The organism is Rubrilithobacter danxiaensis, assembly GCF_047272945.1.
Lineage (GTDB): Bacteria > Bacteroidota > Bacteroidia > Sphingobacteriales > Sphingobacteriaceae > Rubrolithibacter > Rubrolithibacter danxiaensis.
Window position 1 is genome coordinate 187,194 of sequence record NZ_JBKOPS010000006.1, and the last position, 23,212, is coordinate 210,405.

Consider the following 23,212-nt stretch of genomic DNA (forward strand, 5'->3'; position numbering starts at 1 on the left):
CCTATAACGTGTGCCCGCGTTATATCATGCGTCCGGTATTTCAGGTTCTACCAGCCTGATCAGCTTTTCCAGCGATTCCTGCCATCCCAGGTAACACATTTCTACCGGTATAACATCAGGTATTCCTTCCTGCAATACTTTTAACTCGGTTCCCACAGACGTTTTTTGAAGCCATATGGAGGTGTTCATCACGCCAGGCAGGTTCGGGTCGTCAAATTTGTCGGTGTATTTTAAAAACTCATTCGGTTTGATCTCAACATATTCGCCGCCGAAGGAGTGGCCGTTACCCGTGCTGAAATTGTGAAACGACATTCTGAAGCTGCCGCCAACCTGCACATCCATTTTATGCACGGTACAAAGAAAACCATAAGGAGGCAACCAGGAGGCAATTGCAAGGGCTTCGGTAAATGCCCTGAAAACTTTTTCAGGAGATGCTTTAATTACTCTGTGTAATGAAACTTTGTTGTCTGCCATAAAAAATCTTTTTAATTGGTTCCTACTCGTCTGGCTTTTCGGTTCGCCCGTTTTGGGTGGTAGCTGCTCCACTGTCTGTTCGTTGGTTTCTACGAATTTACATTACAAAGATGATAGTAAAAACAATAGGGCGTAGGTTCCGCATGCGACAAATTAGAGGCTGTTTTGCGGCTTTTTTCTTGGCCGTAATTCATGTTGCTCGTTATAGTATTTTTTCAATTTATATACTGATTTTATGAGTCTTACTCATTAAAATGCTCTATCGGTTTATTGGCTGCTGTCAGAAATAGAACTATATTTTCTGCTCATGTAGCATTAAAGCAGACAGCAAGATAATCTGAATAAATAAAAAGGTTTCGGCTACAAGCTCGAACCAGCAACATTATACTTGCACCGGCTATGGGCGTTAGGGATTACGAGGCGATTTTCTATCAGTGTACCCCAAATTCCCGATGCACTATAACACGTATTAGGTGTTCGTACTCTTTGTTAATTGTTTCATTTTCATTATTACCGTTCGGCTAAAAAATATTACCGGCTGGTCACAAATTTCAAATCCGTTATTTCCCATTTTTTCAATTATTTGTCGAAACGTATTTTTTGAGACGTGAAATTTTTGTTCGGAAATAAAAATCATTGTTTCAGGTTTTGCGATTCTTGACAGGTCTCGGATGATGCTGTCAATATATCTCATTTCGTGAAGGGAATAAAAAGCAAGGATAAAATCAACTTTTTCTGTCAGGCCGATGGAGTTTTCTTGATTATTGTGAATTTCAATTAGTCTCTGCAGTACGTTATTTAGTAATTTTTGCTTTAAGGGTTCAAGCATTTCTTTTTGCACATCAGAGGCAATAACCTTTCCATTGTTTTTAAGCAAATTTGCAATTTCTAATGTAAAATAGCCTGTTCCGCAACCTAAATCAAGAACAGTTATACACGAATAAATATATTTTCTCAAAATTTTCTCGGATTTTTAGAAATAGTCGAAGTCGGCTGTCTAAAGCACTCGCTTTTTCAATTGGGTGCAAATAGGTGTTGGAAAAGTTACTCACTTGAAATTTGCTCTTTTACTTTTATCCCCGGCACAAAGTAAAATTATTACCAGATAGATTGCAATAAAACCAGGAAGTTAAACTATCAGGTACAAATCTCTTATACTTCTCTCAGGATAACAGAAGCTGGCAGTTTAAGCAGGTGGCGGTGAAGAATTCCGATCCCGGAATATGAGCTAAAGATAAGAATGAAAAGGAGTGAATGCAGGATGATATAACGCAAGCCGCAGGATCAATGAATTGCCCCATATTTCTATTTGGCAGCTCTAGGTTGTGACGTTGGTTTTAGGCGTTTCGTATAACGTTTTTGCAGCTACCGAGAGGCGGAATTTTAGCACAAACTTCATTTAGAAAAGAACATTCTATACCCACAAATATGTCTGCGAAGTACGCAACCCCGCCAATTGCAATTTGTTGTTATTCGCTGTTTTTCTTCTCACGTCCGTCCCGCTTTTGGCAAGGTGCTGTTACTGTAGTTTTTTCTGTCTACTTATACGTGTCCCAGAATAGCTTTCCGTTAAAGTCTATTTTATATTTTGCCTTTGCAAAGTCCGTTAATAAAATTCCATCACTTTCAATTTTAAATTCTTCTTCATTGTTTATTGAAACAAAAATGTCAGCACCTCCAAATTCCCATTTTTTATTTCCGTCTTTGTCAAGTTTTGTTACCCGGAGTTCACCGTGTACAATGTAGTTGTCTTTCTGTTTGAAAATTTGAAAGCAAGTTGCTTGGTCAGCTTGAATTTTCCATTTTAATTCAAGGTCAGGAAGTGTCAAGCTAAATACTGTGTCGCAGCAACAAATTATTAATCGGTCATTGTCAACAAGCGAAGAGTTTTTGTTAACAGCTGTTGCACCACCTGAGCCGACAACAATGCAACTACCAATAATTTGGTTGTCACAATAAATTTTTATTCCATGTTTAGATGTAGGATATTGTTCTGCATTATCACCAAAGTAGGTCATTGAATAATTGAAATTGTTGTCGGCCGAACCCAATTTGTAGGTTGGCTCGTCGAGTACTTCAACTGTAAGTTCTTTATATTGGTGTCTGTTCACTTTGTCGTCCTAAAATTACCCGTAACTTTTAAGGGTTTAAGTTGTGCTCGATTAAGAGCACTTCACTTTTTCCAGTACTAAAGTAAGTAAAAAGCAGAAATGAACGGGATTCACGTCGCCGGGGGATGTTACTGGCTGCCTTTCTTTATAAGATTGTAAGCCGTATTTCTCTTCCGAGTCCTGTTTCAAATATTTTAAACAAAGTCGACAATTGAATGTCAGCTTTTCCGTTTTCAAGTCTTGAGATGTAGCTCTTTTTTGTGCCTATTTTTTCTGCAAGCTGTTCTTGAGTTATATTTGCTTCTTTCCTCGCTTCCTTCAGCATTTCGCAGATTACAAAATAATTCGCTTTAACCTCATATTCATCTCGCACAGGAGTTCCTACCTTTCCGTACTTGATGTCAAGCAGCTCGTCAAACGACTTAGCTTTTCTTATTTCTTCCTTTTTCATTGCTCTTGTTTTTTAAGTCAAAGTATTCTTGTTTCAATCGCAGAGCCTTTTCAATTTCCGCTCTCGGAGTCTTTTGAGTCTTTTTCTGAAAGCCATTAAACAGAATAACAATATTTCCATCGTCAAAGCAGCAGAAAATTCTGAAAATATTCGATTCTACCTCAATCCTGATTTCATACAGCCCGTCTGTCCCTTCCATGTGGTCAAAAAACTTTTTGGAGATACGTTCTACCTGACGGACAATACGAAGAACATACTCAATCTTTTCTTGAACCTTTTCAGACTGCGCAAGATAAAAGTCTGTAAAATGAGACCCATGAAATAGGATTTTTCTGTCTACGAATTTCACACAACGAAGTTAACTTAAAAGTCAACAAAATGCAAGTCTTATTTTGTTTTTCAGATAGGCGTAATGTCAGGTTCGTTAGGGTTGCCTGTAACGTTTTGCGGCTTGGCCAAGGTGGCGATTTTCACCACAAATGTTGATGCGGAGAACCAATGTTTGATTAACCAAAAATGTGTCTGCGGAGCACTGAACCGCCACTTTTGCCAAATCGCTGTTAGCACCAGTTGTTTTCATTTTCAGGTTGTTAGTTCGTCAATTTTTTTCGTAAGTCTTGCTTTAACTCTTGGTTTTTCTTCGCCTGCAAGTTTATCTAAACAAAGTTTGTAAAGTTCGAGTGCTTTGTCTTTAAGTTGCCACTGAACATAAATGTCTGCAATGCTTTCTATTGGCTTAATTTCTTTACCAATATATAGTTTGATAAAAAGGTTAAGCATTTTTAATGTTTCATCTGTTTGCTCTAATTGCAAAACATTAAAGTCAAAAATTCTAAAAAGGTTTTTATTAAAGTCTTCTTTTTTATATGAATACCAGTCGCCAGACTGTTGCCCGTATATTCTAGGTTTTATCTCCCCTTTCGATAATTTGTCAAGTGTGTCGTTAGTTTTTTGAATGTAACTTATAACCTTATCAATTTTTTTATTTTTTAATAATGCCTTGAACCAGTCAAAAATTTCTCCAGTATGAATTGGACTATCAATGTCAAATTCGTGTTTCTTAAATTGTTGGTCAACAATATCTTCGTTGCCTAATTTAACTTGAATATCTTTTTTAAACTCTTTATAGTCAGAAGTTGCTCTAATTGAAATTGCTAATTCAATTTCTTTCAATGCTTCTTCATAATTTTTTTCTACAAATAAGTTATCTGCTATAATAAAGTGCTTTAAATCATCGCCACTATCCACAAAATCTTCGAGAGGAATTCCTTGTTCAACGAGAGCTTTTATGAAGTATGGTTTTGTCGTTATTCTTTTACCAGTTTCTAATGAAAGTTTGTGTCTTGGGTTGGTGGCGGAAGCACCAACAAACTCAAAGTAGCGTTCTTGTCGCTTAATATCGTTCCATCTTCCGTATTGGTCTTTTTTTGGCTTTAATCCCAATTCATTCCATTGAGATATTGTTCTAACAATGTCAATGTGTTTAATCACTGATTTTGGAAGTTCTTCAAAATTCAATGTTTCAAGGAAAACGAGAGTGTTGTCTTGGCTTGTAGAAGTTTGGGCGGGTTCCTTCTTTTTGCGTTCAGAAGGCGGTAAAAACTGTTGTGGATATTCAAGTCCGTAATATGTTCTAAACTCGTCATACTCTTTTCTGATTGTCTGCAAATGGTCTTCAAAAGTTCCGTTTTCTGTAACGTTTTGTTGTCTGATACTTTCAATAAGTTTTGCGTATGAAAGATTTGCAAGTTCTAAGTCGCCACTTGCAAGTTCTTTGTCAATGGCTTTAATATGCCAAACTATTGCGTCAATTCTGTCGGAAAACGGCAAGTCTGATATTTTAGATTGAAATTTTTGTCGAGTAGAATTTGTCTGGCTGCTTGGTTTTGATGTTTGAGAACCCTGTCCGTTGTCAATAAAAGTCTTCTCGGATTTTTTTCTTGTTCCGAAGTAAATTAGTAGTCCAACTACTGCTATGATTATGATTACTGTCATTGGTTACAGTGTCGTTTTACAATTGGTGCTAACGTTTGGCAGGTTTAAGAATTTGCGGAATTACCTGCACTACAATGTCCGCAAGGAGAAAACTAAATAAATAAGATGATAGGACATAAAGCACTTCGCCCGCAATTTTTTAAACCTGTTGTTATGCCTAGTTAATTTTTATATTTTCAAACTTCGATTTAATTTCTTTTCGTTGTTCATAATCTTTGAAGTCGCTGATATCTAAAATATAAATGGAGTCGTCTCTCATGGTCAAGCTAATTTTATCAATTGATATCAATACATTTTCAATCAGGCCTATTTCAATCACTTGGGTCGATTCTTGTTCAGCCAGTTTATAAGTTACTGTTTCGTCATCCCATTCGATAAATTGGTTCTGTCTACCCTTCATCTTTTGCGATGTTGCAAGATACAAGGCGAATGAACCGCCTAATAACCAAATAATACTGTCGATAAATTCTCCAAGTCCTCTGAAATTAAATTGATTTATAAAAACAATCTTTATTACCGATATAGCAATTAGGATAATTCCGCAATACTTTAGGATTTTAGCTTGTCGGTTAATGTTTTTTAGTTCTATTTTGTTGGCCATAGTATTGGTCGGTTTAATTAGGCATAACAAGTGGCTTTACGCACACTTGCGTATATTTCCAATATATCTGATGTTGGTGAAATAATAGACCAGAAAAGACGGAAATAAATTAAAACGTAGTTAATAATTTATCTATGTAATTGCAAATGAAAAGGCTGTGACTGGAATATTAACCAGAAGAAAGGCTTACAACGTTTTCCCCTTCATAGCTTGCCCGATAGCCTGGTCCATTAAGCGTTCGGCAAAGGGGCGGGTAAATTCGTTCAGTTCATCAATCTTTTTCAGGATGCGGTCTTTATCACCGGAAGTGAGAGCCTCTTTTAATGCGTTTATATACCCGGTGGTTTGGGAAATTTCTTCGGCAGACACGTAGTCTTTGTTTTTCTCGAGGAAACGTTCGGCAGTGTAAACCATTTGTTCTCCTTCTGTCCGGGCTTCAATCAGCATCCGCTGGCTCACATCCTCCTGCGCATGGGTAATGGAATCGAGCAGCATTTTTTCAACTTCCGCATCGGTTATTCCGTAGGTGGGTTTTACTTCCACTTCCTGCTTTACGCCCGAGCGCAATTCAATTGCCTGTACCGTGAGGATGCCATCAGCATTTAAAAGGAAATTAATGTCTACTTTTGGTAAGCCCGCAGGCATTGCCGGAATCCCTTTGAGGTCAAATTCCGCTAACTTTCGGTTTTCTTTCACCAGGTCACGTTCGCCCTGGTAAACAGAAATCTTGATGTTCACCTGACCGTCAACAGAGGTTGTATATTGCCGGCCTGCTTTGGTGGGCACTTTCGCGTTTCGCGGAATGATTACATCCATTAAGCCGCCCATAGTTTCTATGCCAAGCGAAAGGGGGGTTACATCCAGCAAAAGGATATCTTTCCGGTTTCCTGCTAAAATATCTGCCTGGATGGCTGCTCCCAATGCAACAACCTGGTCGGGGTCGATTTTATCATGCACCTCTTTTTCAAAAAATGCGGCTACCTGTTGTTTAACCGAGGGTGTGCGGGTAGAACCACCAACCATAATGATTTCATCTATATCGGTTACGGAAAGTTCGGCATCCTTCAACGCGTTCCTGCAGCTATTGATGGTTTCTTCTACTTTCGGGCGGATCAGTTCTTCAAAAGTTCCACGGGTAATAGCGCATGGAATATCACCCACAGCACTGTTAAAAATATTCTGGTTGGTTAAGGCTTTTTTGGCTTCTTCAGCTTTGAGTCGCAGCGCTTGCGAAAGCTCTTTGTTAGCCGCAATATCTGTGGCACTGAGCTTGTTTTGTTCTATCCAGTAATTAAATATAGCACGGTCAAAATCGTCGCCGCCTAAAAATGTATTTCCATGAGTAGATAGGACTTCAAAAATCCCGTTCTGAATTCTTAGAATAGAAACGTCGAAGGTGCCTCCCCCCAGATCGTACACGGCAATGGTTTTTTCCTCCTCAGGGTTCAGTCCGATGCCGTAAGCAAGACTGGCGGCGGTTGGCTCATTTACAATGCGTAGCACATCGAGACCGGCAAGTTTTCCCGCATCCCGTGTAGCTTGCCGCTGCGAATCGTTGAAATAAGCAGGAACTGTAATAACGGCACGGTTTACTGGTGTTTTCAGGCTGTGCTCCGCTCGTGCTTTCAGCTCCTTTAAAATAAGTGACGACAGATCGATAGGCGTATAAAAGTTGTTGCCAACATTTATTTTTACAAGGCTTTCTGAGTTATCGTCAATTACCTTATAAGAAAAGAAATCTTTGTAGTTTTCAATGTCGTGATAGGAACGCCCTAACAGGCGTTTTACTGAAAATATGGTATTCTGCGGATCTGTTACCAGATATTCTTTGGCTTCGTTTCCTACAACAATGCTGCCGTCGGCCTGAAAATGGACAACCGAAGGTACCAATACGCCTTTGCCCGCATCATTAATTACCTGCGCATTTCCTTCAGGATTAATAAATGCTACCAGGCTGTTGGTGGTGCCCAGGTCAATTCCTACAATAATATCTTCTTTCTGTATGGAGCCCGTTGCAATATTGATGGAAATTTTTGCCATTACTGAATCTTTAAACAGCGGCAAATGTAGCTAAGTTTTTAAAGATACAGTGTCATTATATTGTAGGATACATTTGCCCGCTGCTTTGGGCATTATAAATTTCCTTTCTTTAGTTCTTCAACCGCGTGATTGGCTGCCCTTGCTGTAAGGGCCATAAACGTAAGCGAAGGGTTTTGTGTGCCGGTACTTGTCATACAAGAGCCGTCGGTAACAAAAACATTGGGACAGGAGTGAAGCTGGTTCCAGTTGTTGAGTAAAGAAGTTTTTGGGTCTTTTCCCATTCTTACACCCCCCATTTCATGAATATCCAGTCCGGGCGATTGTTTGGAGTCGGAAGAGCTGATATTTTTGCATCCGGCTTTTTCAAGCATTTCTGCACCTTGTTGCAAAAAATCCTTCAATATTTTTTCATCATTATCGTCGTAGCCAACCGAAGTTATTAGTTGAGGAATTCCCCAGTCATCTTTATGGTCTTTGCTGAGGCGGACATGATTTGATTCTTTTGGAATTGTTTCGCCCTGCATCATCATAAAAACGCCCCATCCTCCCGGTTCTGAAATAGCGTCTTTGTATTCTCCCCCAATCTGCGGGCCCTCGTCGGTATGCCCCCAGCCGGCTCTGCTGGCCGAATAAAAGGTCATATATCCCCTTAAAAAATCAGTTTCTTGTTTGTGAACATTGCGGAAGTTAGGCAACATTACTGCAGTTGGGCGGCGGCCGTAATGGTATTTGTCCTGGTAACCATCTACCGAGGCGGAAAGTGTGCCACGGTAATTATGAAAGCAAATATACTTTCCGAGCAATCCGTTATCATTCCCAATACCATTTGGGAACCTGCTGGATGTAGAATTAAGTAAAATAAGATTGGTATTCAGCGCTGCTGCATTTACAAAGATGATTTTTGCAAAATATTCAATAGCTTTTTTGCTTTCAGAATCTATGATACGAACGCCGACGGCTTTCCCTTTCTTTTCGTCATAAATAATTGAATCTACTACTGAATGAGGGCGTAAAGTAAGATTCCCTGTTTTAGCAGCCCATGGCAGGGTGGAGGAGTTGGAGCTGAAATAGCCACCGAAAGGGCAGCCCCGTTCGCACAAACTGCGGGCCTGGCACCGGCCTCGGCCCTGCTGCAAATGTATTTCTTTCGGTTTTGTCAGGTGTGCGCAACGGCCGATAATTACATTGCGGTCTTTATAATTGGCAAGTATTTTTTCACGGATGTCTTTTTCTACACAGTTCATTTCCCATGGCGGCAAAAACTCGCCATCAGGCAAGGTATCCAGGCCGTCTTTATTTCCGCTTACTCCGGCAAAGCGCTCCACATGGCTGTACCAGGGAGCGAGATCTTCATAACCTATGGGCCATTCAACGGCAAAACCGTCGCGGGCAGGGCCTTCAAAATCGTATTTGCTCCAGCGTTGTACCGCCCGGGCCCACAGTAGTGACTTTCCTCCAACCTGGTAACCACGTATCCAGTCGAAAGGCTTTTCCTGTATGTACGGGTGTTCTTTATCTTTTACAAAAAAATGCTGCGAAGCCTCACTAAAGGCATAGCATCGTGTTGCAATCGGGTTTTCTTTTTCAACTGCCAAAGTATTTCGGCCGTGATGAGGAAAATCCCATGGGTTTTTTGTGGCGGTAGGGTAATCTTTCAGATGAACAACGTCTCTTCCTCTTTCAAGGACTAAGGTTTTTAATCCCTTATCGCATAGTTCTTTAGCAGCCCAGCCACCGCTTATTCCCGAACCTATTACAATAGCATCAAACGTATTTTTCTCAATTCCGCCGGAATTGATGTTTACCGAATCGTTCATTATCTTATTTAAGAAGCTTTTTGGTTAGTTTATTAAAAGGATCTTAAGATAGAGAGATAAATGAATTGCTTTAGAAAGTTTCAGGTAATATTTTGTTTACAGATCAGGATGAAGAAGCTGTTTCTAAAAGTGATACGAGTTTTTTTACCGTTTTCTCATCGGTTTGTTCTATCAAAAACTCGTCAGAATTAGGGCTCATAGCCGCATTGCTGTTTTGGAAAGTCATGTTACTTCCGATCCGGCTTTTGGCAGTTGTATGAAATTCATTCGCCCGTGTTTGTTTCGCGATTTTAAGGATATTGTTTTCGTTAACTCCGCTGCCCGGCATTATGCTGATCCTTCCGTTTGCCTGCTTAACAAGTTTTTCAATCTGATCAATCCCTTCAATTGCAGTTGTTTCTCCGCCGGAAGTAAGGATTCGCTCAAATCTCATTTCGATAATTTCCTCCAAGGCCGTAAACGGGTCAGAACACATATCAAAAGCACGATGGAAAGTTGCAGCCAGCGGCTTAGCAAGTTCAAGAAGTTCTTTGCATCGTTTTTTATCCACAGTTCCATCTGCATTTAAAATCCCGAAAACAACTCCGTCTGCCCCTGCTTGCTTACACAGCTCGATATCCTGTTTCATTATCTCAAATTCCAGGTCAGAGTATAGAAAATCTCCCCCCCGGGGACGAATGATAACATACAGTTTAATATGAAGAAGCTGACGGGCAACTGTAATCTGTCCGTAAGAAGGAGTGGTGCCTCCTTCTTTTAAATTATCACAAAATTCAATACGTATTGCGCCTCCATTCTGGGCGGCCAGGGCAGAAGCAACAGAATTAGCACAAATTTCGAGGGATCTCATTAATAACTATTTGTGTGTTTAAACTAATCTTAATAAAAGCTTTTTCCTTTTATCAGCAGGTCCTGTTTATCGGTATTGCAAACGGCAAAGCTAAAACCCTGCTGTATCGCGTAAGCTCCGTATTCTCCTTTTTTATTCAGGGCAAGAAATCCTACCTGAATCTCTTTGGCTTTTTCGGGTTTCTTTTTGATGATGCGGTTTACTGCTTCTTTGCATGCGTCTTCCGGCGAATAACCCTGGCGCATCAGTTCAACAACCAGGAAACTGCCTACATTGCGGATTACTTCTTCGCCTACGCCCGTTGAAGTTGCTCCTCCCACTTCATTGTCTACGTAAAGTCCTGCGCCAATTATCGGACTGTCGCCCACTCTTCCATGCATTTTAAAGGCCATCCCGCTGGTTGTGCAGGCACCGGAAAGGTTTCCTTTTTCATCCAGTGCCAGCATTCCGATCGTATCGTGGTTGTATTGATTTCCGGGAAGCTTATTAGGAGCAAATAGTTTATTTTCAATATTGATTACTGGCTTGTATTCTGCTTTTTTAAGCCATTCTTTCCACGCCTGCTCGGATTCCTTTGTAAGTAGCTTTTTCTTTTTAAACCCATTCTCTATTGCAAATTGGGTAGCTCCTTCACCTACTAGCATCACGTGCGGGGTTTTCTCCATTACTAAACGGGCTACCGAAATAGGATGTTCGATGTATTCCATAGCGGCAACAGAACCGCAATTCCCAAATTCGTCCATAATACAGGCATCCAGCGTTACATGGCCATCGCGGTCAGGGTATCCTGCTCCTCCTACTGTATGATTATTCGGGTCCGCTTCCGGAACCCTTACACCTGCTTCCACGGCATCCAATGCTCTGCCGCCTTTACTTAAAATTTGCCAGGCTGCAATGTTTGCCGGGATTCCAAAATCCCAGGTAGAAATAACAATGGGTTTTGTTGCTGCTGATTTCAACTGGGGCATAATTCCTGCAAATGCAGAACGGTTAAGCGTTAATAACGAAGCACCCATGGCGGATGCTTTTATAAATTTCCTGCGGTTATACATAATTAGTTCTGATTAAATTCCAATCGGCATCCTTTCTTATCTTCGTAAAAGGATCCGTTTTCATAAACAAGGTTTCCCGAAACAATGGTGTGTGTAACAGAAGATTTAAACTGATGTCCTTCAAAAGGGCTCCATCCGCATTTTGAAAGGATATTGCTTTTATCTACCGTCCAGTTTTTATTGAGGTTTACCAGGGCAAGGTCAGCATGGTAACCTTCGCGGATAAATCCTCTTTCTTTTATTTTAAAACAAATGGCAGGATTATGAGCCATTTTTTCCGCGATTTTTTCTAAGGTTATTTTTCCCTCGTGATAAAAATCGAGCATGGCAACCAGTGCATGCTGTACCAAAGGACCTCCGGAAGGAGCTTTTAAATAGGGTTGTGATTTTTCTTCTATAGTATGCGGGGCATGATCGGTAGCAATAACATCGATTCGCCCATCTAAAACTGCCTGGAAAATTGCATCCCTGTCTCCGGCTGTTTTTACTGCGGGATTCCATTTAATCCAGTTTCCTTTTTCGGCATAATCCTTATCCGAAAACCATAAATGGTGAATACAAGCTTCGGCAGTGATTTTCTTTTCAGCTAAAGGCAGGTCATTCCTGAAAAGTTCAGTTTCCTTTGCTGTAGAAATATGCAGGATATGAAGGCGGGAATTGTGTCTTTTTGCAAGTTCAACGGCAAAAGAGGATGATTTGTAACATGCTTCAACATTCCTGATAAGCGGATGCATTTCAGGTGTTATATTCTCTCCGTATTTCGATTTGTAACACTCTAAATTTGCACGGATAGTAGCTTCATCTTCACAATGAACGGCAATAAGCATTGGCGTTTCAGAAAAAATTCCTTCCAGCGTTTTTTCATTATCCACCAGCATGTTTCCGGTTGAAGATCCCATAAATACCTTTATTCCGCAAACATTCTTCGCATTGGTTTTTAAAACTTCGCCCAGGTTATCATTCGAGGCACCCATGAAGAAAGAATAGTTTGCCAGTGAGTTTTGAGAAGCGATAGCGTATTTCTGCTCCAATAATTCCTGCGTCAGTGTATTAGGAACGGTATTAGGCATTTCCATAAACGAAGTTATGCCACCTGCCACAGCCGCTTTTGCTTCGGTATAAATCCGTGCTTTATGCGTTAATCCAGGTTCGCGGAAATGTACCTGGTCATCAATACATCCCGGAAATACATGAGTTCCCCCGGCCGCAATTTCGGTAGCTGCGTGTTGGTTTATATGAGTGTCAATTTTTTCAATAATCCCATTTTGGATTAAAATATCACCCTCAATTTGTTTTCCTTCGTTTACTATTGTTGCTTCTTTTATCAGAATAGAAGACATGTTTTAGATTTATTTTACACCTCGTTAGTAATAATGCGATAAGTATCGGATCAATATTATCGGATTACGAAGGTACTATTTATTGAGAGAAGTCAGCCTACTCAAACAATCGTAAATCAAAAATCGTAAATCGTAAATACTAAGTTTATCTTTGCACCCATGGCTTCATTTGAAGATTTTAAGTTAAACAGGCAGATATTGAATGCGGTTGCTGATGCCGGATTTACAACTCCTACACCTATTCAGCAGAAGGCAATTACCCCCATTCTTGCCGGGCAGGATATAATGGGAATAGCCCAAACGGGTACAGGTAAAACAGCTGCCTACGTGCTGCCCATGATTATGAAGCTGAAATACGCACAGGGGAAAGATCCAAGAGCTTTGATAATAGCTCCCACCCGTGAACTGGCGATGCAGATCGAGGAAAATATTCGCGTTTTTGCAAAGTACACGGATTTGCGAACACTTGTTATTTACGGGGGATTGGGGCCTAAAACTCAGATAACTCAGATTGAAAAAGGCATTGATATACTAGTAGCAACGCCGGGAAGATTTCTTGATCTTTATCTCGCGGGTCATGTAGTTGCCCGGCAGATCCAGTTCCTGGTGATGGATGAGGCGGATAAGATGATGGATATGGGCTTTATCGGTTCTATACACCGCATTTTAGAAGTTGTTCCGAGGAAGCGCCAGAACCTGCTTTTTTCTGCTACAATGAGCGACCTGGTACACAAAATTGCAGGTGACTTTTTGAAGTTTCCTACCGTTGTCGAAGTGGCTCCGCAAGCAACGCCCGCCCAAACGGTTGAACAGGTTCTTTATCATGTTCCTAACCTGAAAACTAAGCTTAACCTGCTGCAGCATTTGTTAAAAAATGATGATGAGTTCAGGAGGTTGATTGTTTTTTGCAAAACCAAGCGTGTTGCAGATAATATTTTTCACTTTTTGGAAAGAAGATACGGCGTTGAGGAGGTGCGTGTTATTCATGCCAATAAAGGGCAGAATACCCGTATAAATTCTGTAAATGCCTTTAAGGAAGGCGGAGTAAGATTGTTGGTAGCTACCGACGTAGCTGCCCGGGGACTGGATGTTAGTAATGTAAGCCATGTTATTAATTTCGATGTTCCTATTGTTATTGAAGATTATGTGCACCGTATCGGGAGAACCGGGAGGGCCTTTAATACCGGCGATGCCATTACTTTCTGTAATCCGGCTGAAGAGTATTACATTCGGAAAATAGAAAAACTTATTCGCCAGCAAATTCCCGTCGCTAAAATTCCAAACGAAGTTTTTATTGAAGAAACCCCGTATGAAGAGCGCCAGGAAATTGCAAGGGAAATAGATTCACAGAAAAGAAAGGAAAATCCTGAATTTAAAGGAGCTTTTCATGAAAAGAAGAATATAAAAACTGTAATCAATAAGCCGGGCAAAGGAAATCAGAAAGGGAAAAAAGCAGGTAATACAAAAAGTATAAAAATAAAAAGGCCCGGCGGACGATGAAATTGAGATTAACTCCTTTAAACATACTGTCTTCGGCATTGCTGGTAGCTGTTTTTTATTTATTAGTATTTAAAGATGATTCGGGCTGGCGACTTTTAGGAACCATTCCTCTTATTGTGTTGGTTGTTATAAGTTTCGTATCAGATATAATTTTCAGGACGTTACTGAAAGGATTAAAACGGATTTGGATTGTAGAACTTCTATTTATCATCTTTGCAGTGCTGGTCATGATGATCATTCAATCTCTTAAAAAATGAAGAAAGCAGAAATAAAAATAACCGTAGAATTAGACGATAATAATGTTCCGGAAAACTTAACCTGGGAATCAACCGATTCTAAAAATAAAGAAGAAGTTCCGGTAAAGGCAATGATGCTGGCCCTTTGGGATCATAATTATAAAAATTCTCTTCGTATTGATCTCTGGACTAAAGATATGCCCGTAGATGAAATGAAACGTTTTTTTTATGAAACTTTACAAACAATGGGTGATAGTTTTTTAAGGGCAACCGGCGAAACAAATATTGTAGAAGATCTGCGTGATTATTGCGCTCACTTTGCCGAAAAGATGGAAATAACTCAGGGAAAATAAAATGATCAGCTTTAAAAATTATTTGGGGATAATAGGAGCGATATTTATTATAGCGGGAGGCATGAGCCCTATGCTTCATATTCCCATTATCGGTAACTGGAATTACTGGGATATTGATTCTGTTCTTGCCTCCATTGTTTTTGTGCTTGCCATTTTAGGATTGATTGCCTCGGTTTTTCACAAGCAGGGCATTTTGCGCTTTTCAGGTTGGGCCGCCTTGATCGTAGTGCTTTTTACATTAATTGCTGTTTATTTCAAAGTGAACGATTACTTCAGTTTCATTCCTTTTAAGAAACTGGCAAAAGCTGCTGCAAGTATTATCAGGTTTCGAGGAATAGGATGGATTTTGTTAATTATCGGTTCAGTACTGATGATTATTGCTGGCAGGAAACAACGGCTGGAACCTGAAATCGGAGTAGTATAGAAAAAAGGTTTAACAATAAGGTTCTTTAAAAAATGTTAGCATCCTGAAAAGGATGCTAACCCGATTAAACTAACACAGATACTAACAATCTAACACAGATGTTAATAGTTTATTCGTGCTGAAGTGATGTATAACTTCAGCTTTTAATCCCGGTATTTCTTAATTTAAGAAAAGAAGTATTTGCTGGGATCAGATCCCCTATATTTTTATTAAGTTTTACAAAGGTACTTTCAGTTGACAAGACGTTTGTTGTAAAAATTCAATAATTTTTGGTAGCTTCATTATATGAAACGTTACCTGCAATACGAACCTATTAATATCAATGAATTTGAAGTAGAAGCATGGGAACATCCTGTTCATAAGCACAACCACTTTGAAATTATATTTATCCGGAAAGGGGAGGGAAAGCATTTTGTAAACCAAAACGGGTTTGAATACACTTCGGGCGATATCTTTTTGTTAGGCCCGGAAGATTTTCATTATTTTGAGATAACGTCGGCAACCCGTTTCTGCTATATCCGCTTTATGGAAACCATCTTCGAAAGCTCATCTTCCCGGAAAGCGAATACATGGCAGCGTTCTTTTGAATTTTTGCTGAACGCCCCGTACCAGTATTGTGGCAGCATAGTTAAAGATGACAACGAAAAAAAATTACTGAATAATCTTTTAGAGGTGCTTCTTGACGAATATCAGCACCGGCACTCAGGATCTTATGAAGTAATGATGGATAGTTTGATGAAAGCTATTCTCACAATCCTGGCCAGGAATATAATTAAAGGAAGTTATGTGGAAGTTGAGGAGTCGAAGTCTTTTTCAATAATAGAAAATATCCTGGTTTATATCCGTCAGAACATCTTTCAGCCCGAAAAATTGCGAATTGAAAACTTAGCCTTAAATTTTCGGTATTCACCGAAGTACCTGAGCATTTTTTTTAAAAAGCAAACCGGCGAAAACCTGCAGCAATACATCCTTAAATATAAATTAAAAATGGTGGAATACCGGCTGATTTACAGTGATAGGAGTGTGTCGGAAATTGCTTATGAATTTGGCTTTACGGATGAAAGCCACCTGTATAAGATTTTTAAAAAATACTACGAAGTAAATCCCTCGGCTTACAGAATGCTGAATAAAAGGAAAGAAATGAAGGAACTGGTTTAACAGAAATAGTTATAGGTTTAAAGATGCCTGTCCTTTTCTTGTTAGTTTCGCTTCATGGTCCAGCAGCCATTTTTTTCGCCACAATCCTCCTGCATATCCAACCAGATCGCCCGAACTGCCGATAACTCGGTGACAGGGAACAACGATCATAAGATTGTTTTTGCCATTGGCAGCAGCTATGGCTCTTATTGCAAGTGGATTGTTCATTCTTTTTGAAAGTGCAGCATAACTTATTGGAGTTCCGGGAGGAATATTCAACAATTCAGCCCATACTTTTTGCTGGAATTCTGTTCCCGGTTGTACTATAGGGAAATCAAAAACCGAACGTTTTCCAGCAAAGTATTCTTCTAACTGCTGTTTCGCCAAATTACTTATTACATTGGGATTTTCTGATCTGATCTCCTGATCAAATCCAATAAAGAAAACGTTTTTTTCATCTGCTTTTATTGCCAAGTCGCCTATCGCACACGACAGTATAGAGACAAACTCAGGCAGTAAATCTTTATTTTTTAGCATATTTCCAATTGCGACTTTTACCTTCGGCGATCCACTGAAGCGCTGTAGCCATCCGTTTGTTCCTGGTATCTTCTGTTTTTGCTTCCGTAATCCATTCTATATATTCTTTTTTATGGGAATAACTGAAGTTATTAAAGGTACTGTGTGCGGTGCTGTTCTGCTTCAGAAACTCTTCAAAATAGTTGGGTATTTCAAGTTCCTTTTTTTCTTTCGATGCCGCTGTTTTCAAAACTTTCTTTCCAGAAATATTTAATTGTACGGCTTCCCGTATGTATTCAATGAGTATTTCATAGTGGGGAAGATCTGCTAAAGAACTTATCTGGCCCAACTGGCCCATACCTTGTTCTAATTTTTTTTTGAACAATTGTTTCGGATCAGTCAGGAGAGAAGCTTTCCAAAAAGTAAAAGCACAATGTTGTTTAAACGCAGCCATACTGCAAACAGTTCCTTTATACTCAAAATGCGGAAATCCCCATTTTATAGTTTCCTGGATTTCGGGACAGGCTGTATGTATAACCGACCGTAAATGGTCTAAAATAGCTTTTGCAAAACCGGCAGAATTGTCGATGTAAGCATCAATGCGCTGATCTTTATTCACCATTGATTGAACGTATTTTATTTCTTTTTTTCACAGTTCAGCATCCAGTTAATGCCAAACTGATCTGTAAGCATTCCGAATTTGGCACCCCAGAATGTTTCCTGTAAGGGCATAGTTACAGTACCTCCTTCAGCAAGTTTATTAAATACGGTTTCCTGCTCCCGTTCGTTCGGCAGGTTAATACTTAAACTGATGTTACTGCGTAAAGGCTCACTGTTATCCATTCCGTCAGAAGCCATGAAGTAAATTCCATCTGCTTTGAATTCAGAATGAAGAACCTAGTTCTTTTTATCCTCATCGGAAGGCATTGACGAATCTCCAAATTTTTGTAAGGAGATAATCTTTCCGCCTAATACCTTAGCGTAAAAGTTTAAAGCTTCCTGGCACTGTCCTGCGAAGCTTAAGTAAACGTTTAAAGTTTTCATAGAATAATAGGTTTATCTATAATAAATTTACCAATCTAATTGCTTCTTTAAAAATGAGGCCAGTTCATGTGCTATTTCTTTGTGTTCGGCTAAATCCGGATGTTCGTCACATCCGTGATGGTAACGTTTAGAAAAGAAGTACTTATATACTTTTCGATCCCCTTCTTTATTAACCTGATCTACTATTCCTGTCAGGTAAATTTTCATAACTTTTACCAACGCAGAATCTGCCATCGGGCTGGTTAAGCATATAATATCAGCATGGGGATAGTAATTCCTTATTTTATGGATAAAATTAATATAAGTAGTACAAAATAACGTCGAATCCTGAATGCCGTCGTTTTGTCCTAAACAGATGGTGACAGCATCGGGAGTATATCGGCTAAAATCCCAGGAAATGGAATCTTTGCTCAGGTTTACTTTGTTAAAGACTTGAGGCATAGTAGTTTTAATATTACAGCAACTATGCGTTAAACCAATGCCTGAGTAAGAAGTAAGATGCCACTGACTGTTAAGTAATCTGGCAGTGGTAGGCCCGTAACTAAAATAGGCGTTGTGTTGATCGTGCCATTTCCCTTTTCCGCATGGAATTTCAGAAAGGTCACTGCTGGCACCCGAAGTAATGGAATTACCTATAAACTCTAATTTACGAACAGGTTTGGCCAGAGGTGAAAGCAACTGGCTGCAGCGTAAACCTATAAATTCAAGGTAACCATTATTTGATTCGGTATTTTTACAAATAGTAAGGGTATGGGGTTCATTGCTTAACCCGCTGGCAACCTGTATGGTATCGGTTTTACCTTCTGTTTTAACCCTGTAAGCCTTTGTTTTATCAATTACTATTTCAAGGTAATTATTTCCGGCAAATTCATTCGTTACAATTACTTCGCAGGCAGTTCCTTTAAAACGGGCGGTGATATACACGCCTCCCGCCCAAAAGCGGGGTTTCAGCGGGTTGTCAAACTGAATGCGGCCTGTGTATTGAATATATTTATTGTTAGCAGCATAAAAGTGAAGCTTACTTTCAATCGATTTTTTTTGTGCTGAACAGGGAAAAAAAGTAGTGGTTAATATCAGAGATGAAATAAGAATTATATACTTCATTATTTTATTCTGGTTTAATTTCAGTATTACTGATAAATGCTATTCTTTTGCTATCAGGTGACCAGGATGGGGTATTCATGCTTCCCTGGCCGCCGTATAAATAGGCAATCACTTTTGGTTTGCCTCCTTCAATTGGCAGTAAGCGGATATATACATGCTTATAAAAAGGATGATCGCCGGGCGGAACATCTTTCATAAAAGAAACAAATACGATCCATTTGCCATCGGGCGAAACATGCGGGAACCAGTTATTGAATTCATCTGATGTCACTTGTTTCTGTTCTGTTCCATCAGCTTTCATTCTCCATATCTGCATCGTTCCGGACCTTACTGAATTAAAGTAAATATATCTTCCGTCTGGTGTAAATTCCGAACCGTCATCTAATCCGGGACTTGTTGTTAACCGAATTTCTTCACCTCCTGCTGACGGGATTTTATAAATGTCGAATTCCTTGTTTCTCTGACCCGTAAAAAGCAAAAATTTATTATCCGGCGACCAGCCGTGCAAATAGGAAGGTCCTGTAGGCGTAATTTGTTTTGGTTTCCCTCCGGTTGCTGGAACTGTATAAACAACAGATCCGTATTTCGGGTCGGCGCTGGAACTGCTTAAGCCAAGCATTTTACCATCAAAGGAAAGAACGTGATCGTTATTGTTCTTTTTTACAAAATCTGTATTAAGTAATTCTGGCTTACGTTTTTTTAAATCAAATGCATACATCAGTCCTTCACTGTTATAAATCAGTGTTTTTCCGTCAGGGGCCCAGTTGGGGGCCTGCAATGAGTTAGGTGCGGTATAAATTATTTTTCGGGTGCCCGAATTTATATCCAATATTTCAATATTGCTGCCGATGTAATCTTTATATGGAACAAAGTTTTCTTTGGCCGGAACGGTAATTCGCACATCAGTTAGAACTGCTTTTTCAATAGCATTTTTATTATGGGCACAGATAAAAAGGCCGATATAAACACTATCTCCAATGTTTATATCCGTTATTTCCGTTGTTGCAAATGGTTCTCCATATTTCGCAGCAGACATAATGTATTTATTACCTCTTCTTTCTAATTGTATTACATCGGGTGCTGTTGCAGATAATTGAGTTTCTGTTAATTCGGTACCTTTAGTTTTTCTTAATTGCAAAGATGCAAGTCCGTCGCCATGAACTGTAGCACTTACAAGAGCAGCATTTGTGTCAAGCGAATTTCTTACCATCCATCCGAATTTTCTATGCGGATCTCCTTGCCCGATTAAAGATCCGCGGGCTTGTAGTATAAAATCGCCTTCCATTTGTTTCCATAAATAATGAAATTCGTCATGGCCGCCCCAAATATTAGTTCCCGATCCGGCAATTGTATAGGCCTCTTTTTCAGGGTCAAACCATACTGAACCTTTTGATAATACCTTTCCAATATCGCTGCTGGCAGTAAAAACCCCAATTTTTTGTTGGGCAAAAGTTCTATCTGAAATGGTAAAAATGAGTGCAATTAATGCGGTCTTAAATAGCAGCAAATAATTCGTTTTATGGCTGATAATCATCATTAAAATTTAAGTTATAGGTGTAGGGAATGTATAGCAAAATTTCTTATAATATCTATTCATATCCTCTTGTTTTCTCTCAAATACATCTTCATATAATGGGCTCTGATTTCTATCCATTGTTGGTATTCCCTGATTGCCTGTAGTCTCTCTTCATCTGTAATATATGCATCCTTCATAAGTTACTTTTCACGTGTTTTAGCAACTCCGGATATTCAAATCTTTTTCAAATTCATCCTGCCCTTTACGCTATTCTGACTGATCTGCAATACTAATTCTAATTTAAGCAAGGTTCTTCAAAAAGCTGTTTAAGATTATCAGCAATTCTGTTATTCATACCTGCATCCGTTCTCAATTTTAAAAATGCCACGTAAATTTTGCATGTTATTGGGAATTTGCGGAGTTTCACTCTGTTTTTTAAAATCGTTAAGCGATCCCCGTCTTTTACCCGGACTGTACATCTTTTCTAATACCTCTTTGGAAGTAGTCTGTCATTGTAATACACGGGCCGCAGTACTTTGCGTCTATATAGAATTTCATGGGTTCCTTTAAGCGTTGACGCTCTTTTTGTTGCTTGTTCCATAGGGTTTAAATATAGTAAAATACTGATTGGAAGAGTGAACGAAACAATCTTCCGACAATTATTGCAGATACTCTTATCTTTGAGCGATATGAATTTATTCAGTCAGGTAAAATTCCTTATTCAAAAGGATATGATGCTGGAGTGGCGTTCAAAATATGCATTAAACGGAATTATGCTCTACGTAGTGTCAACTATTTTTGTGTGCTACCTTTCTTTTCGAAAAATAGATCCGCTTACCTGGAATGCCCTGTTCTGGATAATTATGCTTTTTGCGTCAATAAACGCTATTTCTAAAAGTTTTGTGCAGGAAAGCAAAGGCCGGCAGCAATATTATTATACTGTTTGCAGTCCGCAGGCAGTTATTCTTTCCAAAATTATTTACAACATCCTGCTAATGCTTCTTTTAGCAGTAATTGCATTAACCGTTTATAGCGTCGTATTTAATAATCCCTTAGGAGACCCGCTTTACTACATCCTGGCGGTAATAATCGGAAGCATTAGTTTTTCGGCTGTTTTTACCATGATTTCAGCCATTGCTTCTCGTGCCGGTAATAATGGCGCTTTAATGGCTATACTGGGCTTCCCTGTTATTATTCCGTTATTAATAGTGCTTATAAAGTTTTCTAAAAATGCAATGGATGGCCTTGACCGCTCGGTTAGTTTAAATGAGATCGGCGTGCTGGCAGCTATAAATGTTATAGTACTAACTGTCTCAATGCTCTTATTCCCTTATTTGTGGCGAGAATAAGAGGAACGAAAAAATCAAACATTTATAATTTAATTCCAAAGAGCATTCTTGTTATTTTGGTTCTTTTTAATACAAATTCAAATAATGCCATAATGATTATAAAAGTAAAGGAGAGAATAGCAATAAATTTATAAGTCATATTCCCGGGGAATTTTACTACATAATATGCAAGCATTATGATAACGGTTTGGTGTAAAATATAAAATGGATATACGGCCTTATTTGCGTATGAAAGGCTTCTTGAACCAAAATTAAGATACTGCATACTATAGCCGAAGAAAGTAATAAGCCAAAACCAGCGGTTTAAAGTTTCCAGGAGCATATGAAGAGAATCATTTACTTGTTGAGTGAGTATAGGCTCAACAACAGTATGATTTCTGTCATCGGTAATCCAGAAAAAAAGATACAATATAGAAGTAGTAGCAACAGCAAGAATAAGTGATTTTTGTTTGTAGATTTTAAATGTACTCCGGATGCCTGGATTAGTAAACAGCAAGGCTCCAAATGCAAAGTACGGGAAGTAAAAAAGCAGTGCGGAAAGGTCGCTTCTCGGCTTCCATAAATTGACTAAATAAAATGGTGCTTCCAGCAATAATGCTAACGTAAATAGTACATAGGAGTAATTTAGTCTTTTACAGATACTATCTATCCATGTCTTTCCTTTTTCAGTTTTAAGAGTGATAATTAAAGGTGTTAGGATAATAGTGAATGCAAATAAAAAAGCTAAATACCATAAGTGAAGCCAGTGAAAATTGCCTTTTGGAAACCAGTTAAATGTAAAGACGTCTTGATAAATTTGTAAAAAACTTCCCTCAGCATGGTTTATGTAGTAAATCTGTGGAGGAATTATAATAATCATTCCAGCAAGAAGCGGTAACAGTATATGAATTCCCCTGCTCTTTAAAAACTCTACCGTGGATATCTTCTTAAGCATCATAGAAACAGCAGCCCCAGAAATAATAAATAATAAAGGCATTCTCCATTGTCTGAAGAATAATAAAATATAAGTAAGTTCCCGTGATGTTTCCGTGTTCTTAATCCAGCCTCCCCTATCAGCGAATACTTCAGCGGTATGCATGATGATTAAAATTGCAAACGCAGTTACACGAAGCCAGTCCAGAAAGTACAAACGTTCTGATTTCTTTTTTACAAAATTGAGGGGGATAATTTTTTCTTCTGTTTCGAGTAGTTTTGTTTTTGTGTTAGCAGTAAAAGTTTCAATCATAAGTGAGAATTGAGTAATAGTTTATTTGAAATTATAAATATATAGCGCTTTAATTAAAATATTTTCAACTAAAGACA

The 23,212-nt window shown here is 39.0% G+C and carries 24 protein-coding genes and 1 pseudogene; 6 read left to right on the top strand and 19 right to left on the bottom strand.

Annotated elements, in window-relative coordinates:
* Positions 1-24 precede the first annotated feature (24 nt).
* The 12 genes from ACLCDL_RS09600 to ACLCDL_RS09655 all read right to left on the bottom strand — a co-directional run bounded on the left by ACLCDL_RS09600 (position 25) and on the right by ACLCDL_RS09655 (position 12,731).
* Positions 25-474 (bottom strand): SRPBCC family protein, encoded by a 450-nt coding sequence (locus ACLCDL_RS09600; protein WP_423148071.1) that lies wholly within the window; start codon positions 472-474, stop codon positions 25-27.
* A 469-nt stretch (positions 475-943) separates the two neighbouring features.
* The gene (locus ACLCDL_RS09605) at positions 944-1,432 is read right to left on the bottom strand and encodes a class I SAM-dependent methyltransferase (RefSeq protein ID WP_423148072.1); all 489 of its coding nucleotides are present in this window, start codon (positions 1,430-1,432) and stop codon (positions 944-946) included.
* Between the two features lie 580 nt (positions 1,433-2,012).
* Positions 2,013-2,585 (bottom strand): hypothetical protein, encoded by a 573-nt coding sequence (locus tag ACLCDL_RS09610; RefSeq protein ID WP_423148073.1) that lies wholly within the window; start codon positions 2,583-2,585, stop codon positions 2,013-2,015.
* A 145-nt stretch (positions 2,586-2,730) separates the two neighbouring features.
* A complete protein-coding gene (locus ACLCDL_RS09615) occupies positions 2,731-3,036 on the bottom strand; it encodes a helix-turn-helix domain-containing protein (protein ID WP_423148074.1) in 306 nt (101 codons plus the stop codon).
* On the bottom strand, positions 3,008-3,385 hold the full coding sequence (locus ACLCDL_RS09620) for a type II toxin-antitoxin system RelE/ParE family toxin (RefSeq protein WP_423148075.1): 378 nt from the start codon (positions 3,383-3,385) through the stop codon (positions 3,008-3,010). The genes ACLCDL_RS09615 and ACLCDL_RS09620 overlap by 29 nt, the downstream gene beginning before the upstream one ends.
* A gap of 233 nt (positions 3,386-3,618) precedes the next feature.
* Positions 3,619-5,031 carry a hypothetical protein gene (locus ACLCDL_RS09625; protein WP_423148076.1) on the bottom strand — a complete coding sequence of 471 codons (1,413 nt, stop codon included), beginning with the start codon at positions 5,029-5,031 and terminating at the stop codon, positions 3,619-3,621.
* Between the two features lie 157 nt (positions 5,032-5,188).
* Positions 5,189-5,632 carry a hypothetical protein gene (locus ACLCDL_RS09630; protein ID WP_423148077.1) on the bottom strand — a complete coding sequence of 148 codons (444 nt, stop codon included), beginning with the start codon at positions 5,630-5,632 and terminating at the stop codon, positions 5,189-5,191.
* 186 nt (positions 5,633-5,818) lie between these two features.
* A complete protein-coding gene (gene hscA / locus ACLCDL_RS09635) occupies positions 5,819-7,672 on the bottom strand; it encodes a Fe-S protein assembly chaperone HscA (RefSeq protein ID WP_423148078.1) in 1,854 nt (617 codons plus the stop codon).
* A 92-nt stretch (positions 7,673-7,764) separates the two neighbouring features.
* On the bottom strand, positions 7,765-9,489 hold the full coding sequence (locus tag ACLCDL_RS09640) for a GMC oxidoreductase (protein ID WP_423148079.1): 1,725 nt from the start codon (positions 9,487-9,489) through the stop codon (positions 7,765-7,767).
* Between the two features lie 103 nt (positions 9,490-9,592).
* Positions 9,593-10,339 carry a copper homeostasis protein CutC gene (locus tag ACLCDL_RS09645; RefSeq protein WP_423148080.1) on the bottom strand — a complete coding sequence of 249 codons (747 nt, stop codon included), beginning with the start codon at positions 10,337-10,339 and terminating at the stop codon, positions 9,593-9,595.
* A 29-nt stretch (positions 10,340-10,368) separates the two neighbouring features.
* Positions 10,369-11,391 carry a glycosylasparaginase gene (locus ACLCDL_RS09650; protein ID WP_423148081.1) on the bottom strand — a complete coding sequence of 341 codons (1,023 nt, stop codon included), beginning with the start codon at positions 11,389-11,391 and terminating at the stop codon, positions 10,369-10,371.
* Positions 11,392-11,393: 2 nt separating this feature from the next.
* Positions 11,394-12,731: a dihydroorotase gene (locus tag ACLCDL_RS09655; RefSeq protein ID WP_423148082.1), complete on the bottom strand. Its 1,338-nt coding sequence runs from the start codon at positions 12,729-12,731 to the stop codon at positions 11,394-11,396.
* Positions 12,732-12,890: 159 nt separating this feature from the next.
* Between ACLCDL_RS09655 and ACLCDL_RS09660 the strand changes: the two genes are divergently transcribed.
* The 5 genes from ACLCDL_RS09660 (at position 12,891) to ACLCDL_RS09680 (ending at position 16,402) form a co-directional block, all read left to right on the top strand.
* Entirely contained in the window at positions 12,891-14,231 is a 1,341-nt protein-coding gene (locus tag ACLCDL_RS09660; RefSeq protein WP_423148083.1) for a DEAD/DEAH box helicase, read from the top strand.
* Entirely contained in the window at positions 14,228-14,488 is a 261-nt protein-coding gene (locus ACLCDL_RS09665; protein ID WP_423148084.1) for a hypothetical protein, read from the top strand. Before ACLCDL_RS09660 ends, ACLCDL_RS09665 begins: the two co-directional genes overlap by 4 nt.
* On the top strand, positions 14,485-14,820 hold the full coding sequence (gene gldC, locus ACLCDL_RS09670) for a gliding motility protein GldC (protein ID WP_423148085.1): 336 nt from the start codon (positions 14,485-14,487) through the stop codon (positions 14,818-14,820). Before ACLCDL_RS09665 ends, gldC begins: the two co-directional genes overlap by 4 nt.
* Position 14,821: 1 nt before the next feature.
* Entirely contained in the window at positions 14,822-15,244 is a 423-nt protein-coding gene (locus tag ACLCDL_RS09675; RefSeq protein WP_423148086.1) for a hypothetical protein, read from the top strand.
* Between the two features lie 285 nt (positions 15,245-15,529).
* Positions 15,530-16,402: an AraC family transcriptional regulator gene (locus ACLCDL_RS09680; RefSeq protein ID WP_423148087.1), complete on the top strand. Its 873-nt coding sequence runs from the start codon at positions 15,530-15,532 to the stop codon at positions 16,400-16,402.
* A 9-nt stretch (positions 16,403-16,411) separates the two neighbouring features.
* Here ACLCDL_RS09680 and ACLCDL_RS09685 read toward each other — a convergent pair whose 3' ends face one another.
* The 6 genes and pseudogenes from ACLCDL_RS09685 to ACLCDL_RS09710 all read right to left on the bottom strand — a co-directional run bounded on the left by ACLCDL_RS09685 (position 16,412) and on the right by ACLCDL_RS09710 (position 20,582).
* Positions 16,412-16,918, bottom strand: coding sequence for a methylated-DNA--[protein]-cysteine S-methyltransferase (locus ACLCDL_RS09685; RefSeq protein ID WP_423148088.1), 507 nt, complete (start codon positions 16,916-16,918; stop codon positions 16,412-16,414).
* A complete protein-coding gene (locus tag ACLCDL_RS09690) occupies positions 16,905-17,519 on the bottom strand; it encodes a YdeI/OmpD-associated family protein (protein WP_423148089.1) in 615 nt (204 codons plus the stop codon). The genes ACLCDL_RS09685 and ACLCDL_RS09690 overlap by 14 nt, the downstream gene beginning before the upstream one ends.
* Before the next feature lie 14 nt (positions 17,520-17,533).
* A pseudogene (locus tag ACLCDL_RS09695) lies at positions 17,534-17,782 on the bottom strand (VOC family protein); the annotation flags it as partial.
* 12 nt (positions 17,783-17,794) lie between these two features.
* Positions 17,795-17,941: a VOC family protein gene (locus ACLCDL_RS09700; RefSeq protein ID WP_423148090.1), complete on the bottom strand. Its 147-nt coding sequence runs from the start codon at positions 17,939-17,941 to the stop codon at positions 17,795-17,797.
* Positions 17,942-17,968: 27 nt separating this feature from the next.
* The gene (locus ACLCDL_RS09705; protein ID WP_423148091.1) at positions 17,969-19,045 is read right to left on the bottom strand and encodes an SGNH/GDSL hydrolase family protein; all 1,077 of its coding nucleotides are present in this window, start codon (positions 19,043-19,045) and stop codon (positions 17,969-17,971) included.
* Positions 19,046-19,049: 4 nt separating this feature from the next.
* Positions 19,050-20,582 (bottom strand): TolB family protein, encoded by a 1,533-nt coding sequence (locus ACLCDL_RS09710; RefSeq protein WP_423148092.1) that lies wholly within the window; start codon positions 20,580-20,582, stop codon positions 19,050-19,052.
* Between the two features lie 668 nt (positions 20,583-21,250).
* On the opposite strand from ACLCDL_RS09710, the gene ACLCDL_RS09715 reads away from it, so the two are divergent.
* Positions 21,251-21,910, top strand: coding sequence for a heme exporter protein CcmB (locus ACLCDL_RS09715; protein ID WP_423148093.1), 660 nt, complete (start codon positions 21,251-21,253; stop codon positions 21,908-21,910).
* Positions 21,911-21,932: 22 nt separating this feature from the next.
* Here ACLCDL_RS09715 and ACLCDL_RS09720 read toward each other — a convergent pair whose 3' ends face one another.
* Positions 21,933-23,135 carry an acyltransferase family protein gene (locus ACLCDL_RS09720; RefSeq protein ID WP_423148094.1) on the bottom strand — a complete coding sequence of 401 codons (1,203 nt, stop codon included), beginning with the start codon at positions 23,133-23,135 and terminating at the stop codon, positions 21,933-21,935.
* Between the last annotated feature and the right edge of the window lie 77 nt (positions 23,136-23,212).

Excerpts from the sequence above, each read along its gene's own strand:
- gldC (WP_423148085.1), top strand. The coding sequence starts at position 14,485 with ATGAAGAAAGCAGAAATAAAAATAACCGTAGAATTAGACGATAATAAT.
- ACLCDL_RS09645 (WP_423148080.1), bottom strand. The coding sequence starts at position 10,339 with ATGAGATCCCTCGAAATTTGTGCTAATTCTGTTGCTTCTGCCCTGGCC.
- ACLCDL_RS09700 (WP_423148090.1), bottom strand. The coding sequence starts at position 17,941 with ATGAAAACTTTAAACGTTTACTTAAGCTTCGCAGGACAGTGCCAGGAA.
- ACLCDL_RS09630 (WP_423148077.1), bottom strand. The coding sequence starts at position 5,632 with ATGGCCAACAAAATAGAACTAAAAAACATTAACCGACAAGCTAAAATC.
- ACLCDL_RS09650 (WP_423148081.1), bottom strand. The coding sequence starts at position 11,391 with ATGTATAACCGCAGGAAATTTATAAAAGCATCCGCCATGGGTGCTTCG.
- ACLCDL_RS09720 (WP_423148094.1), bottom strand. The coding sequence starts at position 23,135 with ATGATTGAAACTTTTACTGCTAACACAAAAACAAAACTACTCGAAACA.
- ACLCDL_RS09705 (WP_423148091.1), bottom strand. The coding sequence starts at position 19,045 with ATGAAGTATATAATTCTTATTTCATCTCTGATATTAACCACTACTTTT.
- ACLCDL_RS09690 (WP_423148089.1), bottom strand. The coding sequence starts at position 17,519 with ATGGTGAATAAAGATCAGCGCATTGATGCTTACATCGACAATTCTGCC.
- ACLCDL_RS09600 (WP_423148071.1), bottom strand. The coding sequence starts at position 474 with ATGGCAGACAACAAAGTTTCATTACACAGAGTAATTAAAGCATCTCCT.
- ACLCDL_RS09655 (WP_423148082.1), bottom strand. The coding sequence starts at position 12,731 with ATGTCTTCTATTCTGATAAAAGAAGCAACAATAGTAAACGAAGGAAAA.
- ACLCDL_RS09660 (WP_423148083.1), top strand. The coding sequence starts at position 12,891 with ATGGCTTCATTTGAAGATTTTAAGTTAAACAGGCAGATATTGAATGCG.
- ACLCDL_RS09685 (WP_423148088.1), bottom strand. The coding sequence starts at position 16,918 with ATGCTAAAAAATAAAGATTTACTGCCTGAGTTTGTCTCTATACTGTCG.
- ACLCDL_RS09625 (WP_423148076.1), bottom strand. The coding sequence starts at position 5,031 with ATGACAGTAATCATAATCATAGCAGTAGTTGGACTACTAATTTACTTC.
- ACLCDL_RS09710 (WP_423148092.1), bottom strand. The coding sequence starts at position 20,582 with ATGATGATTATCAGCCATAAAACGAATTATTTGCTGCTATTTAAGACC.
- ACLCDL_RS09675 (WP_423148086.1), top strand. The coding sequence starts at position 14,822 with ATGATCAGCTTTAAAAATTATTTGGGGATAATAGGAGCGATATTTATT.
- ACLCDL_RS09615 (WP_423148074.1), bottom strand. The coding sequence starts at position 3,036 with ATGAAAAAGGAAGAAATAAGAAAAGCTAAGTCGTTTGACGAGCTGCTT.
- hscA (WP_423148078.1), bottom strand. The coding sequence starts at position 7,672 with ATGGCAAAAATTTCCATCAATATTGCAACGGGCTCCATACAGAAAGAA.
- ACLCDL_RS09665 (WP_423148084.1), top strand. The coding sequence starts at position 14,228 with ATGAAATTGAGATTAACTCCTTTAAACATACTGTCTTCGGCATTGCTG.
- ACLCDL_RS09715 (WP_423148093.1), top strand. The coding sequence starts at position 21,251 with ATGAATTTATTCAGTCAGGTAAAATTCCTTATTCAAAAGGATATGATG.
- ACLCDL_RS09680 (WP_423148087.1), top strand. The coding sequence starts at position 15,530 with ATGAAACGTTACCTGCAATACGAACCTATTAATATCAATGAATTTGAA.
- ACLCDL_RS09640 (WP_423148079.1), bottom strand. The coding sequence starts at position 9,489 with ATGAACGATTCGGTAAACATCAATTCCGGCGGAATTGAGAAAAATACG.